General features: G+C 33.4%; 17 protein-coding genes. 10 read left to right on the top strand and 7 right to left on the bottom strand.

Annotated features, from left to right (window positions below; genetic code table 11):
- The first annotated feature begins 1 nt into the window (after position 1).
- From MHB47_RS00735 to MHB47_RS00700, 8 genes are all read left to right on the top strand, one after another.
- Positions 2-751 (top strand): DeoR/GlpR family DNA-binding transcription regulator, encoded by a 750-nt coding sequence (locus tag MHB47_RS00735; protein ID WP_340754329.1) that lies wholly within the window; start codon positions 2-4, stop codon positions 749-751.
- A 186-nt stretch (positions 752-937) separates the two neighbouring features.
- Positions 938-3,043: a BglG family transcription antiterminator gene (locus MHB47_RS00730; protein ID WP_340754328.1), complete on the top strand. Its 2,106-nt coding sequence runs from the start codon at positions 938-940 to the stop codon at positions 3,041-3,043.
- 19 nt (positions 3,044-3,062) lie between these two features.
- Positions 3,063-3,530 (top strand): PTS sugar transporter subunit IIA, encoded by a 468-nt coding sequence (locus MHB47_RS00725; RefSeq protein ID WP_340754327.1) that lies wholly within the window; start codon positions 3,063-3,065, stop codon positions 3,528-3,530.
- 75 nt (positions 3,531-3,605) lie between these two features.
- Positions 3,606-3,884, top strand: coding sequence for a PTS sugar transporter subunit IIB (locus MHB47_RS00720; RefSeq protein WP_021338961.1), 279 nt, complete (start codon positions 3,606-3,608; stop codon positions 3,882-3,884).
- Between the two features lie 129 nt (positions 3,885-4,013).
- The gene (locus MHB47_RS00715) at positions 4,014-5,273 is read left to right on the top strand and encodes a PTS galactitol transporter subunit IIC (RefSeq protein WP_340754325.1); all 1,260 of its coding nucleotides are present in this window, start codon (positions 4,014-4,016) and stop codon (positions 5,271-5,273) included.
- A 20-nt stretch (positions 5,274-5,293) separates the two neighbouring features.
- Positions 5,294-6,325, top strand: coding sequence for a zinc-binding dehydrogenase (locus MHB47_RS00710; protein ID WP_340754323.1), 1,032 nt, complete (start codon positions 5,294-5,296; stop codon positions 6,323-6,325).
- Positions 6,326-6,379: 54 nt separating this feature from the next.
- Complete coding sequence (locus MHB47_RS00705) at positions 6,380-6,535, top strand: hypothetical protein (protein WP_340754321.1); 156 nt, start codon at positions 6,380-6,382, stop codon at positions 6,533-6,535.
- Between the two features lie 27 nt (positions 6,536-6,562).
- Positions 6,563-7,600: a galactitol-1-phosphate 5-dehydrogenase gene (locus tag MHB47_RS00700; RefSeq protein WP_340754319.1), complete on the top strand. Its 1,038-nt coding sequence runs from the start codon at positions 6,563-6,565 to the stop codon at positions 7,598-7,600.
- Between the two features lie 100 nt (positions 7,601-7,700).
- Here the strand turns inward: MHB47_RS00700 and MHB47_RS00695 are convergent, their stop codons facing one another.
- The 5 genes from MHB47_RS00695 to MHB47_RS00675 form a co-directional block, all read right to left on the bottom strand.
- Positions 7,701-8,540 (bottom strand): YitT family protein, encoded by an 840-nt coding sequence (locus MHB47_RS00695; RefSeq protein WP_002511677.1) that lies wholly within the window; start codon positions 8,538-8,540, stop codon positions 7,701-7,703.
- Positions 8,541-8,875: 335 nt separating this feature from the next.
- Positions 8,876-10,243 (bottom strand): PTS ascorbate transporter subunit IIC, encoded by a 1,368-nt coding sequence (locus MHB47_RS00690; RefSeq protein WP_340754316.1) that lies wholly within the window; start codon positions 10,241-10,243, stop codon positions 8,876-8,878.
- A gap of 18 nt (positions 10,244-10,261) precedes the next feature.
- The gene (locus MHB47_RS00685; RefSeq protein WP_069821131.1) at positions 10,262-10,540 is read right to left on the bottom strand and encodes a PTS sugar transporter subunit IIB; all 279 of its coding nucleotides are present in this window, start codon (positions 10,538-10,540) and stop codon (positions 10,262-10,264) included.
- An 11-nt stretch (positions 10,541-10,551) separates the two neighbouring features.
- On the bottom strand, positions 10,552-11,016 hold the full coding sequence (locus tag MHB47_RS00680) for a PTS sugar transporter subunit IIA (RefSeq protein ID WP_340754314.1): 465 nt from the start codon (positions 11,014-11,016) through the stop codon (positions 10,552-10,554).
- 74 nt (positions 11,017-11,090) lie between these two features.
- Positions 11,091-12,470, bottom strand: coding sequence for a PTS transporter subunit IIC (locus tag MHB47_RS00675; RefSeq protein WP_340754312.1), 1,380 nt, complete (start codon positions 12,468-12,470; stop codon positions 11,091-11,093).
- Positions 12,471-12,618: 148 nt separating this feature from the next.
- Between MHB47_RS00675 and MHB47_RS00670 the strand changes: the two genes are divergently transcribed.
- Positions 12,619-13,593: a LacI family DNA-binding transcriptional regulator gene (locus MHB47_RS00670; RefSeq protein ID WP_340754310.1), complete on the top strand. Its 975-nt coding sequence runs from the start codon at positions 12,619-12,621 to the stop codon at positions 13,591-13,593.
- A 22-nt stretch (positions 13,594-13,615) separates the two neighbouring features.
- Complete coding sequence (locus tag MHB47_RS00665; RefSeq protein ID WP_340754308.1) at positions 13,616-14,536, top strand: PfkB family carbohydrate kinase; 921 nt, start codon at positions 13,616-13,618, stop codon at positions 14,534-14,536.
- Positions 14,537-14,575: 39 nt separating this feature from the next.
- On the opposite strand, the gene MHB47_RS00660 is transcribed toward MHB47_RS00665, so the two are convergent.
- Together MHB47_RS00660 and MHB47_RS00655 are read right to left on the bottom strand one after the other, a co-directional pair.
- Positions 14,576-15,586 (bottom strand): LacI family DNA-binding transcriptional regulator, encoded by a 1,011-nt coding sequence (locus MHB47_RS00660; protein ID WP_340754306.1) that lies wholly within the window; start codon positions 15,584-15,586, stop codon positions 14,576-14,578.
- Between the two features lie 28 nt (positions 15,587-15,614).
- The gene (locus MHB47_RS00655; RefSeq protein ID WP_340754304.1) at positions 15,615-17,519 is read right to left on the bottom strand and encodes a beta-glucoside-specific PTS transporter subunit IIABC; all 1,905 of its coding nucleotides are present in this window, start codon (positions 17,517-17,519) and stop codon (positions 15,615-15,617) included.
- Positions 17,520-17,557 lie beyond the last annotated feature (38 nt).

Genomic DNA, 17,557 nt, shown 5'->3' with positions numbered 1-17,557 from the left:
TATGAAGCCATTTGAAAGAAGAAAGTCACTACTAAATCATCTTTATTTGAACAATGTTGTTTATGTGAATAAATTAGCTTCTGAATTTAATGTTTCAGAAGAAACAATTCGTCGAGATTTAGAAAAATTGGAAAAAGAAGGTATCGTAGAACGGAATTATGGTGGCGCTAAACTAATCAAAACTGAAGAACTGCCTTATTCAGTGAGACATACACGCAATAAAGATAGCAAAGTCATTATTGCTAAAAAAATTGATCAATTTATACAAAATGATACAAGTTTATTTGCTGATTCTAGTTCTACAATAAATGAAGCATTAAAGCGTTTCGCTATTTCCAATAAAAGAATTCATATCATAACAAATGCTGTAAATGCACTATATGAACTAAATCAAACATCTATGGAAATTAACTCAACAGGTGGTAAATTATTAAAACATTCTTCTGCATTAGTTGGTCCACAAACAACAGAATCAATTAATAAATTCCATACAGATTATGCGATTTTAAGCTGTAAAGCTTTGTCTAAAGATGGCATCATCACCGATTCTAATGAATACGAATCTCATATTAAAGAACTCATGATCAATAAAGCCAAACAAGTTATTTTGGCAATTGATGCTTCTAAACTTGATGGCAATAGTTTAATAAGCTTTGGTCACTTATCCAACATCGACTATATCGTGACAAATATTGAATTTGATGACGAATGGAAAAGTATCCTAGAAAATCATTCAGTAAAGGTAATATAATTTCTCTTTTTAACTTTCGTATCTTATAATCAATGAATTAAGAATGAAATTATTAAAATAATAAACATATTATACGATAAGCACTTATCATTCCAAATGCGATGGTAAGTGCTTTTTCTCATGCTAATCACAATGATGTACATAAAACGGAAATGCATTTGTGTCTAATGAGTGTACAACTCTTTGATGAGCTGTGCTAAATTAGAGTCAACAACAAGGGAGGGATTCAAAATACAAGCAGAAAACTTTAATATCATTACCGAAATGATTAAAAATCCGAAAATTAAAGGCAAAGACTTAGAAGTAATGTTCAACATGTCTCGTAGACAACTTGGCTATCGAATCCAAAAAATCAATGAATGGTTAACTGAACAAGATTGCCCAACGATTGAACGCACAAGCCAGGGATTTTTCATCGTTGATGATATAATCAAAAATTTTCTTAATGTATCAATTGAACCTATTCCACAGGAAGATGAGCAAGTATATACTGCTTACCAACGCGCGCATCTCATTTTACTGATGTTGTTTAGAGAAGATGAAACATTGTCATTAAATCACTTTGCAATCGATTTAAAAGTAAGTAAGAACACAGTGTTAAATGATTTAAAAAAATTAAAATTATTACTAGAACCATATGATGTCACTCTGAAATATTCACGGCAGGAGGGTTATTATTTAGTCGGTAATGAGTTTGAAATTAGAAGACTTTTAACACGTTTAATTGATAAAGTATTCACTTTAAATATTTCAAAAGATGATATTTTAGCAAGTTTAGCGTTGCAAGAAGAGAAACTTCAAATTATCGATTTTCAAATCAACAAAATCGAACAATATTTAGAGAATAATTTTATTGATCAAAGTACTGAGACATTACGCTACAAACTCTATTTCATTATGAGAAGAATTCAGCACGATAAGATCGTCTCACCTTTTTCAATTGGATACGATGACCTTTCCGACACTGAGGAGTATCAAGCAACTGAAATACTAACTTCAAACTATCCTGATATACCTCGGCAAGAGAAATTATTTATAACATTGCAACTCTTATCAACAAGCGTGCAATGGTCGGAATTAGATGATGTGAAAGTTTTACCAGAATTAAAAACTGCATTACAAAGCATGCTTGATCAATTTGAGAAAATCACTTTTATCACTTTTGAAGATCGTGAAACATTGGTCAACCAATTGTTATTTCATATGAAGCCTGCCTTTTACAGAATTAGATATGAGTTATCTGATGTCGATAGTTTACAGAATAATCTGAAAGATGATTACAAAGAATTATTTCATCTTGTTAAACTCTCTTCTAAACCTATGGAAAAGTTCTTTAACCAACCATTACCTGATAATGAACTCGCATATCTAACCATACTCATTGGCGGTATTCTAAGAAGACAAGATGAAGACATCGACAAAAAGGTAAAAGCTGTTGTGGTTTGTACACAAGGTACATCAATTTCTCAATTGATGTTACAAGAATTGCGTAGTGTGTTTCCAGAATTCATATTTTTAGATGCATTATCACTACGTGAATTTAATCAGTATACGCTAGACTTTGATATTGTCTTTTCACCAATGCACGTGATGACACACAAAAGATTATATATCACGAAATCTATATTAACTGCCAAAGAAAAACACGATCTTCGTCAGCACGTATTCGGTCAACTCAACAACAGTTTCGAGACAGACATACACGCTGAAAAGATGTTAGCCATGATACGTGAACATGCTGATATTTATAACGAAGATGCTTTACTTAATGAAATTAAAAACCAATTTGATGATATTCATGCATATGCTTCAATCAAATCGTCTTCAATTTCGTTAAATGGTCATTTGAATTTACAAGATTTATTACCGATACACCATATTCAATTTGCATCTCATGTTTCAAATTTGGAAGAAGCAATTCGGCTAACGGCTGAACCACTTTCTAGTCAAAAGTATATAGATGCAAATTACATCGATTCAATGATTCAATCTTTTGATGATACTTATATGGTTATCAATCAACACATCGCCATACCACATGCTGAAAACGAACAAAACGTAAACCGTACGTCTATGAGTATGTTGGTATTAGATGAACCATTAACGCTAAGTACAGGTCTGAAAGTACATGTCTTTGTGGTTATCGCAGCAACAGATAAATTCAAGCATTTAAGACCTCTACTACAGTTACGAGATTTAGCACAAGACAATGAAAGTATGCAAAGCATTATACAAACAGATTCAAAGTCCCAAATATTTGAAACGATTAAACAATTTTCAAAAATAGACTAAAGCAAAGGGGTTGCGTCATATGGAAGGTTTAACAGTTGATGCCTCGAATGTTGTCATTGGTTTAGAGGCCACTACAAAAGAAGACGTATTAAGTCAATTAGCTGATTTAATGCATGACAATGGTTACGTAAAAGCATCATATAAAGATGCAGTCATCGAAAGAGAACAATCATTTGCTACAGGGTTACCTACAGTTTATTGTTCTGTAGCTATCCCACACACAGATATTCAGCACGTGAATTCAAAATCAATCGGTGTGGCTGTCCTTAAAGAAACAGTGCCCTTCGTCATCATGGGCGAAGTTGAAGAAACAACCGATGTGAGATTAATCTTTATGCTCGCAATGGATAAAGAGGATGCCCAGTTATCATTACTTCAAAAATTGATGGGTATTTTCCAAAATGATCAAATACTTGAAACCATTGCCAATGCAACAGATAGCAATCAAGTCGTAGAAGTTATTGAACAAGAATTAGCAGACGCATAATCATTCAATTTATTAATAAAAATATAACAGGAAGAGAATTTAAATATTAAGTTCTCAAATTAGGAGGAAATTATTATGAAACAAGTATTAGTAGCATGTGGCGCAGGTATCGCAACTTCAACGGTAGTAAACAGTGCAATCGAAGAAATGGCAAAAGAGCACAATATCAAAGTAGATTTAAAACAAATTAAAATTTCAGAAGTTGGCGTTTACGCAGATTCAGCAGATTTATTAGTTACAACTGCAATGACGCAAAAAGAATACGACTTCCCTGTCATTAACGCACGTAATTTCTTAACTGGAATTGGCGTTGAAGATACTAAGAAAGAAATCTTAGACGCATTACAAGAATAATAAGTCATTTAATTTAAAATACCGAATCAATCGTTGGGATAAATATCAAAAAAGAAGTTCATGGTTTTATCAAAATGACGTCTTTATTTATACCAACATCACTTTATATTAAAGAGGATGGTGTAAGGGATGAGTGGATTTGTAGATTTTATTCAAGCTTTTCTAGATTTAGGGGCAACAGTAATCCTTCCAATCGTTATATTTTTACTAGGATTATTCTTTAGGCAAAAAGTCGGCGCAGCATTTAGATCTGGTTTGACGATTGGTGTCGCATTCGTAGGGATTTTCTTAGTTATTGATTTACTTGTAAACAATTTGGGACCCGCTGCTCAAGCTATGGTTAAGAACCTAGGGGTAAGCTTAAATGTTATTGATGTGGGTTGGCCAGCAACATCATCTATTGCATGGGCATCTGTTATCGCAGCATTTATTATTCCTTTAGGTATTGTGATTAACATTGTCATGTTACTGACAAAGACTACTCGAACAATGAACGTAGATATTTGGAACTTCTGGCATTATACATTTATGGGTGCCATGGTTTACGCCGTATCTGATAGCATTTGGCAATCCTTAGTGGCTGCAGCAATATTCCAAATCGTCTGTCTGAAAGTGGCTGACTGGACTGCACCAATGATGAGTGAGTTCTACGATTTACCTGGGGTCTCGATCGCCACAGGTAGTACAATTTCATATGCGCCAGGTATTTTCTTAGTCAAAGGTTTACAAAAAGTGCCTGGTATCAACAAACTACATGCAGACCCAGAAACGATTCAAAAACGTTTCGGTGCATTTGGTGAATCCATATTCGTCGGTTTAGTACTTGGTTTAATCATTGGTTTGTTAGCTGGTTACAACGCTGGCGATGTTATCAACCTTGGTATGTCAATGGCTGCTGTTATGGTGTTAATGCCTCGTATGGTTAAGATTTTGATGGAAGGTTTAATGCCTGTTTCCGAATCTGCACGTACTTGGTTAAACAAACGCTTTGGGGAGCGTGAAATCTATATAGGTTTAGACGCTGCGGTTGCATTAGGCCACCCAGCAGTTATCTCAACAGCTTTAATTTTAGTTCCGATTACAGTATTATTAGCAGTTATTTTACCTGGTAACCAAGTCTTACCATTTGGTGACTTAGCAACAATTCCATTTATTGTCGCATTTATCGTAGGTGCTGCACGAGGTAATATCATACACTCTGTTATTGTCGGCACAATCATGATTGCCATCTCTTTATATATCGCAACAGATGTTGCACCGATATTCACAAGCATGGCAGAAGGCACAAACGTAAATATGCCATCTGGCTCAGCTCAAATTTCAAGTCTTGACCAAGGTGGTAACATCTTAAATTACATTATTTTCAAATTCTTTAGTTTATTTAATTAACAGATAGGAGCTGACATTACATGAAAGCACTCGTTAAAACTGAACCAGGATTCGGGAATCTAGAAGTCTTAGATAGAGAGATACCTTCACCGAACGCAGATGAAGTAAAAATAAAGGTCCATTATGCAGGCATTTGTGGCACGGATGTGCACACGTATGAAGGTCATTATAAAGTGAACTTTCCAGTGACACTTGGCCATGAATTTTCAGGAGAGGTTGTAGAAACAGGCGCTAATGTCACTGATTTTAAAATCGGTGATCGCGTCACTTCTGAAACAACATATTACATTTGTGGTGAATGTGAATATTGTCAAAGTGGTGATTATAACTTATGTAATCATCGTAAAGGTTTAGGCACACAACAAAACGGTGCCTTTACGCAATATTTAGTTGCACGTGCAGCTAGTGTCCACCGTATTCCTGATAATGTTTCATATAAAGCAGCATCTATGACGGAGCCATTAGCTTGTGCCCACCATGCCGTTTCTAAAATTGAAATACAGCCTGACGATGTCGTAGTCGTTATGGGGCCTGGACCTATTGGATTACTTGTCGCGCAAGTCGTTAAAAGTAAAGGTGCACAAGTCGTAATCACTGGATTAGATAATGATCAAACAAGATTAGATAAGGCAACAGAACTTAAATTAGATCATGTCGTCAATATTCAAAATACTGATTTAAAAGACTATGTAAACAGTATTACGAATGGTTATGGTGCAAACGTAGTTTTAGAATGTTCTGGTGCAGTACCCGCTGCCAAACAAGGTTTAGATATCTTACGTAAAAAAGGACAATATGTCCAAGTTGGTATCTTTAAAGATCCAGAAATTTCTTTTGATTTAGAAAAAATTATACAAAAAGAAATACGAATGGTCGGTACGAGAAGTCAAAAACCAGCCGACTGGGAACCTTCTTTACAACTATTAAGCAGTGGTGATGTTAATGCTGAAGCGTTAGTCACAAATGAACTTGATATTACGCAATGGGAAGAAGGCTACAACCATATCAAAGGTGGAGAAGGCATCAAAGTACTCCTTCGCCCTATCGATTAACTTGTTTCAAATAACCATCATTTAGCAATTAAATGATATAAGGAGATAATTATTATGGTAGAACATATGTTAGATTTCATGCTTGGGCCATTGAGAGGTATTACAGATTTATATATGAATAACTTACTTTATTGTAATATAGTCGTTTTTCTTGGTTACTTCGGCGCAAAATTTTTTAAAAAGAAAAAAGTTACTTCTGATCAGAATTAATATTCAGAAGATAAGAGGTGAAATACTTTGAAAGCTTTGAACCTATACGACATTGAAGATTTAAGATACGAAGAAACAAAACCGCCTGAAATTGAAGACAGTAACGATGTCATTATTAAAGTGATTGCAACTGGTATATGCGGTTCGGACAATTCTCGCTATAAGAAGCTAGGCCCTTATCGTGAAGGCGTGACATTTGGTCATGAATTTTCAGGAGTTGTAGAAAGTATAGGCAATAACGTTAATCATGTGGCAGTTGGCGATGCAGTCACGGGTTGTCCAGCTATCGCTTGTCACGCCTGTGAGCAATGTGAAAAAGGTGAATACTCTAGATGTGAACATTTATATGTTATTGGCTCTTATGAACCTGGCTGTTTTGCAGAATTCGTTAAACTACCTGCAAATAACGTCTTAAAATTGCCAGCTAATGTAGACTTTGATACAGCTGCTATGGTCGAACCTTCTGCAGTAGTAGCACATGGTTTTTATAGAACAAGCATGAAACCTGGGGCGACTGTAGCTGTTATAGGATGTGGCAGTATCGGTTTACTAGCCATTCAATGGGCTAAAATATTTGGTGCCGCTAAGACTATTGCTATTGATATCGACCCAGATAAATTAGCAATTGCTAAGACGCTTGGCGCAGATTATACGATTAATTCTAAAGCAGAAAATTTAGATGACGTTATCGCTACGATTCCTCATAACATAGATGTCGCTGTTGAATCAGCAGGCTCACCATTTACGATTGGACAAGTCTTAACGTTACCAGCTAAGGGCGGGGAAGTCTTACTGCTAGGCATACCTTACTCCGATATTGAAATGGATCGTGTTCATTTTGAAAAAATATTACGTAATGAACTTAACGTCATTGGATCTTGGAACGGCTTATCCGCCCCATTTCCAGGCGAAGAATGGCATGCGTCCCTTCATTACATGTCTACAGGAGAGATTCAAGTGGATCCGATGATTTCAGATCGCTTAGATTTAGCAAAAGGTCCTGAAACATTTGATGCATTAGTTAATAAAAAGAAACATTTTGATAAAGTAATCTTCCACCCATAATTAAAATCTAACATTGCCATAATTATTATAAAAAAGTCCTAACACTGATGACAGTATTAGGACTTTTTTGATGCGTATTGATATCCACACATGTTTTATATTACTGTACTTTCATAAAGCCATTCCCCAAGACATCTCGCACATCATGAATAACAAGAAAAGCATTTTCGTCGTGAGCATTAACGATTTTCTTAATTCTTGATAATTGGTTTTGCGGTACAACGACATAAAGCACATTCGTCTCTTTTCGTTCATAACCACCGACTCCATTCAATAATGTTGAACCTCTACCTGTTTCTTTATTAATTCCCTTACTAATTTCATTATTATAATTTGAAATAATTGTAATTGCCTTTTTAGGATTAAAACCTTCTATTACAAATGACATACTTTTCTCAACGATAAAAAGCATAACAATGGTATATAAAACATTTTGCACGGGAAGGATGAATAAGAAAGATAACACAATGATTGAATCAAGCATAAACAACGCTTGAGAAGTTTTAATCTCAGTATACTTGTTTATAATTTTAGCAATAACAGATGTGCCACCTAATGTACTTCGCGCTGAGATTACAAGTCCAGTACCGACACCAAGTAGTAAGCCGCCAAACACTGTGCTTATAAAATCAGATTCAATCTGCATATTAAATGATTCAGTTAGTCCTAAAAATATTGAACTCGAAATTACTGTAATCAATGTGTAAACTGCTGTCGTTTTACTTAAATATTTCCAACCTACCGCAATTAATATCATATTTATAATTAGTGAGGTAATTGCCGGTGATAAGCCTAGTGTATATTTTAGATTTAGCGAAATACCTACTGTACCACCCTCCCCAAAATTAGCAGGAATTACAAACACATTAATGCCTATACCTATAAGAAATGTTCCTAAAATACAGAAACATATATTTTTAAAATGGATTTTGTACAACATCCCAATAACACCTCATTCCTTTTATTTGAAAATCACTCATTCCTACTGTTTTATTTCATTTATATTGATCGGCTAGAAAGCACGACATAAAAAGAAACTTTTCAGTTATTAACCAAAAAGTTTCGAAGATATAATTTTTCGTTATTTTTTTAACACAAGTATATATCATAGTAGAAATGGTCTGTTATTTCAATTGAATAAGGTTAATTTGTTTTATAAATTGTAATTGAATCCGTTACTTTTATTATATATTAGCAATAGCGTTGAATTAAAAAGACAAATCAAACGATATGACTCGTCCGATTTGTCTTAGTACAAGTTGAATATTGTAAGTATTATTCTTCTATATCAATATTATTTATTGCTTCCTTCGAATTAGAAATAATGCTTGGAATTATCAAAATAGTTAGTAAAAGTCCAAGTATAATGTAAATACCTATATGACCCATCCATGCCCCAATATTTCCTATAATTACACCAAGCACTCCAAAATCAATATCGCCGAATGTAGTATTTTTAAATCCTAAATCCCCAAGAACCGGTAACAACATTGCAGGTAAAAATGTTAATAACAAGCCATTAACAAAAGCACCAATTATTGACCCCCTTCTTCCACCTGTTGCATTACCAAAGATGCCCGCCGTTGCCCCAGTGAAGAAGTGAGGAACGAGACCAGGAATAATAAACACCCCAGCCGTAATACCGACTATAAACATTCCTACTATGCCCCCTGCAAAACTACTAATAAAACCAATTATTACAGCAGTTTGAGCAAATGTGAAGAAAACAGCACAGTCGACTGCCGGCACTGCATTAGGGATAACTTTAGTCGCAATACCTTGAAATGCAGGAATTAAATCTGCAAGAATCATTCTTACGCCAGCATATACTATTGCAACACCAACTGCGAATTGTAAACCTGTAATTATTGCGTATAGATAGGGTGACTTCCCATCTGACAAAGTTGCTACATATTCACTCCCAGCTGCTATAGCAGCAATCAAATAAATAATCATCATAGTTAAAGCTGTTGAAATAGTGGTATTACGTAAAAAGCTCCATTTTTCACTTACTTGTATATCTTCGGTGCTAGGACTATTTTTCCCAACTTTTGAACCTACATAAGCAGCTAAATAATAACCTAAACTACCAAAATGACCAACTGCTAAATCTTCATTATCTGTTACACGTTTCGTATAACGTTGTCCAATAGCTGGCGATATTGAACTCCAAGCTCCTAGAATAAACCCACCAATAAGTACTAAGCTTATTCCCTTGAAATCCAATGCTCCTAAAACTGCCGAAAGTAAACATGCCATAAAAAAGCTATGATGACCTGTTAGAAATATATACTTAAATCTAGTGAATCGCGCTATTAGGACATTAAATACCAATCCTACAATAAGTATGCTCATTGTTTCTACACCTAATACTTCTTGAGCTACAGAGGTAATCGCTTCATTATTAGGTACAACACCTTTGATATGAAAACCCTTCTCTATCATTTGAGACAATGGGTCTAAAGACATTACAATTACATTTGAACCTGCAGTAAGCATTAAATAACCCAGAATAGGACCCATAGTTCCTGTAAATACTTTATGTCCAGGTGATTTAAGTGCTAACAAACCAATCATAGCAATCAATCCCATTAATATTGCTGGTTCACTAATTAAATCTTTAAAAAAATATAATATCTGCATTTTATCACCTGCTATAAATTATTTACTTAACTCTTGCATTGTTGTTAACAAATCTTCTGTTATTTTCTTTTTATTAGTATAACTTCTTACAAGAGCTACTTTCTGACTTTCTTTAAAAATACTTGCTAATTCTTTAACTGTCACAAATAAATCTGCATCTTTACCAACTGCTGCGTTCGAATCTATCGATTCAACATCCACTTCTAAATCATTTTCTTTTGCAATTTCTTCTACTTTCATTTTCAGCAATAAACTACTACCAATTCCATTTCCACAAACTGTTACAACTTTTAACATAATGATTCCTCCTAAGAATTTATATATTTATCTATCAATGTTGATAAGTCTATTGCATTATCAGCCTTAATAATTTCCTCTATTTTTATATTATCATCGATTACTTTAGACAATTGTTGTAATAAACCTAAATGTTCTTTATTATCAACAGCTGCAAGAACAATAATAATATGCACTTCTTTCTCTTCATCAAATATTTCTTTTTTATCTAGATTAAAATCAATTGGCACATTATTTTTCAATAAACTCAAACCAATTTTATTCACACCATTTTCTGGTCTTGCATGTGCTATAGCGACGTGTGGCGCAATAACAATGTAACTACCTAATCTATCTATTATTTCAATCATTGCATCAATATATTTCAATTCAATATAACCATTATCTTTTAATGGCTGAGCAGCTAATTTAATTGCTGATTGCCATTCGATTTTTTCTTCTATAATATTTATATTCTCTTGTGTAAACAGCACCATCAAACAACTCCTTTGAAATTCACAATAATTTAAATATGATGTTAATATATTGTTTAAGTCTTTAAAATTGCATTTTAACCATTTGCATTCCTCTTATCCATAGCTTTGAAATACCATGTAAACAATAATATATAAGCCACTAATGACACTATAGCAAAAGTAACAAGAGCTAAATCCATTGTATCCCAAGCTCTACCAATTAACACACCCAACATTTTTTCAATTGGATCTGAATCCACAGATGAAAACATTTGCTTTTCAGAAAGTCCTGATGGAAATTCACCTATTTTTTTAGATGTATTTGTTAGATAATTAGATATCATCGTGGCAGCCCATAAAAATAGTGGAATGAGTATGGTTCCAATCACTGTCATCCTTATTACCTTGCCTTTAGTGATAAGTAACAGTGCAGGAACTAATACTGTCATTAAAATACCACCAAGTGGTAAAACATTATTTCCAGGTAAGAACATTGCAATTAGTAATAATAATGGAGCTAAAATGTTTACTACAGCCCATAGTTCCGCACTAGCTGCAAGTATCGGCCAATCAATCCCAATGAACAACTTTCTATCCTTAAATTTTGAAGTCATCAATTTACTGATTTTCTCGGATAAAGGACCGATAGCAGGACCAAACCACCCACCAATATATGCAAATAATTCTAATACTACACCAGTGGTAAAACCTAGTGTCAAAATTTCTTTCACTGATTGCTGACCAAGTATTCCAATAAACGCCCCCAAATAAACACCTATAGCAAACTTACTACCCCAAAATCCAATTTTTCTATTCAAGGTTTCTGCATTAAAATCATATTTATCAATAAAAGGTAAATATCTAGTAATAATTTTATCTAATATTAATACAAAAGGTGCGATAAGTAGTGACGGATGTGCAGTAGTAGTAACGTTTTTCTTATCATAGTTTAATACATAATTAATCGAAGGTTTTAATGCATCTGAATTTTTCAACATAAAAATATAAATCAAAATAACAAATAAACTAGTAATTATAATGTTATGTGCATAATATTCAATCAATAAACCAATGATAGATATATTCCAAATGTTGAATAAATCCACATTCAATGTTTGAGTTTTGTTAAAAAATAGCAAAACTAAATTCGTAATGATGCAAATAAGAGCAAAATATAAAGTATAGACTGATCCCCAAGTAATGACAGCCATAGGCGCCCAACCTAAATCAGTAATATTTAAGTTCACACCTGTAGACTCTACAAAAGCATTTAAAGCAGGCCCAAGTGCTTCAGTTAGCAACGATATAGCAGCAGTCATCCCAGTTAAAGCTATTGCCATTCTAATTCCACTTTCTAATGATTTAGAGAATTTAACACCAAATCCTAATGAAAGCAAAGTAATGATTATAAACATAATTGCCGGGCCGCCTAAACTGATAAAACTTTCGAAAATATTGTTAATAAAATCAATCATGCTCTCCCTCCTTTTGTTGTAAACGGTTACAAAAGATGGTTATTTACATAATAATCTAATACTGCTTTGAATTCAAGTTAAATTGACATAATATTCAGAAACTTATACACTTAAATGTAATCGGTTACAATAAAGAAGGTGAAATTTTATGGTTACGATAAAAGATGTAGCAAAGATGGCTGAAGTTTCTACTGCTACTGTTTCTAGAATACTTAATAACCGTCCTGGAACTAAACCAGAAACAGAAGAAAAAGTTAAAAAAATAATTGATTTATTAAACTACAAACCTAATCACATTGCTCAATCTTTATCTAATAAATCTTCAAATTTAATTGCTTTGATTATTCCAAATTTAAACAACCCATATTTTTCAGACTTAGTTAATTTATTAGAGTCTTCCGCTAATAAATATGGATATAAACTTTATTTATGTAATAGTAACGATAGTGAAGAAAATTTATCATTCTTCTTAGAAAGTATCGTTAATAATTATATTAAAACCGTAATAATTAATTCACTAGCAGTCACGCAAAAAGATATTGATTACTTAGAAAATAATGGAGTAAAGGCCATTACAATAGATCGAACAAATATTGATAGTCACCCTAATGCTGTATCTGTAAATCACTTTAAAGGTAGCTTTTTGGCTACAAAATATCTTATTAAGGAATGTAATTGTAAGCATATCTTATTCCTTTCTGGAAAAATGAATGAACGATCATCAATCAATCGGTTTAATGGTTATCAACACGCCGTCAAACAGTATATCACGAACGGCAACACATATTTGTCAGAAGGTGATTTTACTTGCGAGAGCGGTTTTGAACTAACAATTGATGCTATTAATAAACCTAATTCATACGATGCTATTGCTTGTGCAAATGACGCTATGGCTATAGGAGCTATTCGAGCGTGTTACCAAGAGGGGGTTTCTATTCCAAAAGAAGTACAAATAGTTGGATATGATAACTGTCACTTATCTCAATATACGACTCCTAGTCTAACGACTGTCAATCAATTAAATAGTGAAATTGGAGATTCTATTATGAAATCTATACACGAAAATGAAATCATAAAATTTGAATACGAACCAAAAATAGTTGTGAGGGAAACGACGAAATAATTATTATTAAGGGGCGCTGATTATGACTAACGAAATTATTACTATGGGAGCTATTAACCAAGATATATTTCTTAATGCAAATAGCTTTCCTAATCATGGTGACACAGTATGGTTAAAAAGTATCAATAAACAAACCGGTGGTAAAGGTGCAAATCAAGCTCTGACATTATCAAGGTTAAATAATGACATACGCTTTATCGGAGCAGTTGGTGATGATGATAACGGTCAAAACATGCTACAATATTTTAAGAATCTTCATTTAAATACTGACTACATTCAAGTAAAACAAGAGGTTGAGACAGGAACTTTCGTCATCATATTAGATAGTACGGGAGAAAATACAATGCTTGGCACTTTAGGCGCTAATAATTTGCTCAACAAAAAAGATGTTGAATGTGCATTTGAAAATACAGAAGCTAATTATTTTTTACTTCAGCTAGAAACAAGTAAAGACTCCATTTTGAGTGCATTAAAACTAGCTAAAAGTAAAGGTATTACTGTAGTGTTAGATCCCGCACCATCCGATGGATTCAACATCCAATATCTTAAATACGCAGATATTATTACGCCAAATCAACAAGAGGCAGAAACCATCACTAAAATAAAAGTCACTGATAAAGATACTGCATTTGAAGCCGCAAAAGCTATTCACAAGATGGGCGTTGCAACCGTTATTGTAAAAATCGGCGCCCAAGGATCTGTTATTTACAATGATAATATAGAAGCTTTTATCCCTGCTTATCATGTTAAAGCTATAAATACTGTTGGTGCGGGGGATGTTTTTGCGGGTGCACTTACCTCTGAATTAAATAATGGTAAAAGTTTAGAGGAATCAGTAAAATTCGCTACTATAGCTTCTGCAATTAAAATTAGAAGTTCCAAAACACAAGAAGCCATACCAACTCAAGATGAAATAGAAAAGTTTATAGAACAGCATAACTAAACTTAAGAAGCATTCATACTTAGTATGAATGCTTCTTATTTAAGTCGTTTCTCTTTCAACTAGAGATACTGGCAACGTTACATGCATATCTTTATTATATTCATTCTTATTACTTATTAAATCTAAAAGTATTTCTGCTGCTGTTTTTCCCATAAGTGGCTTATCTTGTTCTATTGTCGTTATACTTGGATAGCTATATCGAGATACTGATACATTATCAAAACCAATAATTTTAACATTTTCAGGTACTTTTACATCATTACCTTTCAATGCATGTAATGCACCAAGCGCAATCCAATCATTTGTAGCAAAAATACCATCAAAATCATATCCTTTTTTAACCAAATCATCAATAACCATTTTAGCATCATCGAAATGCGTATTATCAAGATTAATAACATCTCGTTCATCAATTGCAAATCCATTTTTTTCTAAGGCTTTGCAATACCCTTTATAGCGTTCAATTGAGGTGGATGTATTATTTTTGTTTTTTAAAATTAAAATCTTTTTACAATTTTTATCAATCAAATATTGCGTTGCTATAAATCCTCCTTTGAAATTATCTGATTCTACAATTGCAATTTTTTGATCTACTGCTGGTTTTCTATCTATACAAACAACAGGAATATCACGTCTAACTGAAGTATGAAGTGTATCGTTTTTCCCCGAAATATAAATTAAACCATCTACGCCTTTAGAGTCAAGACTTGCCAAGTAATCCAATTCCTTCTCTTGCTCACCATTTGTATTACAAATGAACACTGTAAAGCCGCTTTTTTCAAAGAAGTATTCTTCTATTTCAGCAACTATAGATGCAAAAAATTCATTTTTAATATCTGGTACAATAACTCCAATTGTATTAGTTTGATTTATTCTTAGACTCTTAGCCACTAAGTTCGTTTTATAGTTATTATCTCTAATAACTTTTAGCACTCTTTCTTCAGTTTCTTTAGAGAACCTGCCATTTTTATTAATAACTCTTGAAACAGTTGCTACCGATACACCACTAATTTCTGCAATTTGTTTAATTGATAAATTTTTCTTTATCATACATGCACCTCAATATTTATACGTTGAATCATTTATTTGGTTTTTTTTGAGCATCAATTATACCTTTATCTTTATTTACTTTGTTATGGAGATTGATTGACTTAATGTCAAATTCATTGCTGTTTGTTACTATCACTGGTGTAACAACTTTGTAGTTAGGTTTGATTTTTTCAATATCAAAAGTTGCAATCTTATCACCTTGATTTACATGTTGACCTTGAGTTACCAGTGACTCAAAATGCTCACCATTTAATTCTACAGTATCTATACCAAGATGCACAAGCAACTCTATACCATTATAACTACGAATCCCATAAGCATGTTTTGTAGGGAACACTGTTACCACCTCTCCTGAAATTGGAGCATAAACTTCATTAGATTCAGGTATAATTGCCACCCCATCACCTAATAGTTTGTTAGAAAACACTCCATCTTCAATTTCTGATAATGAAATCACATCACCTTTAATAGGACTTTTAGCTATCACCTGTTTTGAATCGCGATTGTGTTTCTTATTTTTTTCATCCTTGTTGTTTTCAAAATTTCTAGTATTATCTACTTTACTTGTATCCATGCTTGCGTCATTAAATCCTAGTAGATATGTTGCTATTGCCCCTGCCACGAAACATATTGCTAAACCAATTATATAGTATACAAAGGTTGCTCCAACAAATGCGGGTAGCGTTGTAAGACCTCCAAACACAAAAGCATAAGATTTAACACCCATACCACCTATATAAGCACCACCTACAGCACCACCAATAAGCGCACCAATAAATGGTCTCTTTAATTTCATACCAACTCCGTAAATAGCTGGTTCTGTAATTCCCGCTAAGAAAATGGATAATAACGCAGATAAACTAAATGATTTCATTTTTTTATTTCTAGATTTTATCAATACTGCAAACACTGCACCTGCCATGCCAAAGTTAGCAGCAGCAGTTAATGGCACTATTTTATCAAAACCTATAGTGCTGACATTACTAATCATTATTGGATTTACTGCCCATTGCAAGCCAAACACTACAAATATATTCCAAACTCCACCAACAATAGCACCAGTGAGCCATCCATTAGATTCGCTCATCCAATTAATTGCATTTGCTATCCATTCGCCCACATAAACACCAAACGGACCAAACAAAGTAACTGTTACTGGGACAATGATAACGAACGAAATTAAAGGTACAAGAATAATTTGCATATTCTGCCATATATATTTTTCCAAAAATCTTTCAAGATAAGAATAAGCCCAAATCGCTAAAATTGCTGGAATAACAGTTGAAGAATAATTCATAAGAATCACTGGAATCCCCATGAATGATGTAGTCGTACCGTTCCCATCATCGCCAAGCAATTTTATCAAGTCTGGGTGAATCAATGATGCTCCAATTACAGCAGCGATATAAGGATTAACCTTAAACCTTTTAGCGGATGTAAACGCTAACATTATTGGTAAAAAATAAAAGATTGACATTGAAGTAGAAGAAAGTATTACATACGTTCCTGACTCCTCATCAATCCAACCTATTTGTGCTAGTAAAAGTAATATCCCTCTTAAAATACCAGCACCAGCTAATGCTGGTAAAAGTGGGGTGAATATCGCTGCAACAGTATTAAAAAATCTAGATACTAAATTGCCTTTATTTTGTTGAATATCTTCATTTGAATCTTTATCGCTAATGCTAGATTCAGTAATTTCCGTTAAAGCATTATAAACTTTGGGAACTTCTGTTCCTATAATAATTTGATATTGCCCACTTTTTGAAAAAGCTTGAATCACATCATCAGATTCATTTAAGGCGTCTTCATTTACTAAAGATTCGTCATTTAAAACAAAACGTAATCTCGTAGCACAATGTGTGACCGAGTTTATATTACGCTCTCCCCCTATGCTGGATAAAATAAATTGTGCACTTGCCTTATAATTCATAACTATCACTCCCAATTATTTATGCTAGAAATCTATTT

The sequence above is a fragment of the Staphylococcus sp. FSL K6-3157 genome (genome assembly GCF_038005145.1).
In the GTDB taxonomy this organism is placed as follows: Bacteria; Bacillota; Bacilli; order Staphylococcales; family Staphylococcaceae; genus Staphylococcus; species Staphylococcus equorum.
This window is presented reverse-complemented; position numbering and strand designations above follow the sequence as displayed.

Coding starts and splice junctions, on each gene's coding strand:
- MHB47_RS00735 (WP_340754329.1), top strand. CDS start 2: ATGAAGCCATTTGAAAGAAGAAAGTCACTACTAAATCATCTTTATTTG.
- MHB47_RS00730 (WP_340754328.1), top strand. CDS start 938: ATGAGCTGTGCTAAATTAGAGTCAACAACAAGGGAGGGATTCAAAATA.
- MHB47_RS00725 (WP_340754327.1), top strand. CDS start 3,063: ATGGAAGGTTTAACAGTTGATGCCTCGAATGTTGTCATTGGTTTAGAG.
- MHB47_RS00720 (WP_021338961.1), top strand. CDS start 3,606: ATGAAACAAGTATTAGTAGCATGTGGCGCAGGTATCGCAACTTCAACG.
- MHB47_RS00715 (WP_340754325.1), top strand. CDS start 4,014: ATGAGTGGATTTGTAGATTTTATTCAAGCTTTTCTAGATTTAGGGGCA.
- MHB47_RS00710 (WP_340754323.1), top strand. CDS start 5,294: ATGAAAGCACTCGTTAAAACTGAACCAGGATTCGGGAATCTAGAAGTC.
- MHB47_RS00705 (WP_340754321.1), top strand. CDS start 6,380: ATGGTAGAACATATGTTAGATTTCATGCTTGGGCCATTGAGAGGTATT.
- MHB47_RS00695 (WP_002511677.1), bottom strand. CDS start 8,540: ATGTTGTACAAAATCCATTTTAAAAATATATGTTTCTGTATTTTAGGA.
- MHB47_RS00690 (WP_340754316.1), bottom strand. CDS start 10,243: ATGCAGATATTATATTTTTTTAAAGATTTAATTAGTGAACCAGCAATA.
- MHB47_RS00685 (WP_069821131.1), bottom strand. CDS start 10,540: ATGTTAAAAGTTGTAACAGTTTGTGGAAATGGAATTGGTAGTAGTTTA.
- MHB47_RS00680 (WP_340754314.1), bottom strand. CDS start 11,016: ATGGTGCTGTTTACACAAGAGAATATAAATATTATAGAAGAAAAAATC.
- MHB47_RS00675 (WP_340754312.1), bottom strand. CDS start 12,470: ATGATTGATTTTATTAACAATATTTTCGAAAGTTTTATCAGTTTAGGC.
- MHB47_RS00670 (WP_340754310.1), top strand. CDS start 12,619: ATGGTTACGATAAAAGATGTAGCAAAGATGGCTGAAGTTTCTACTGCT.
- MHB47_RS00665 (WP_340754308.1), top strand. CDS start 13,616: ATGACTAACGAAATTATTACTATGGGAGCTATTAACCAAGATATATTT.
- MHB47_RS00660 (WP_340754306.1), bottom strand. CDS start 15,586: ATGATAAAGAAAAATTTATCAATTAAACAAATTGCAGAAATTAGTGGT.
- MHB47_RS00655 (WP_340754304.1), bottom strand. CDS start 17,519: ATGAATTATAAGGCAAGTGCACAATTTATTTTATCCAGCATAGGGGGA.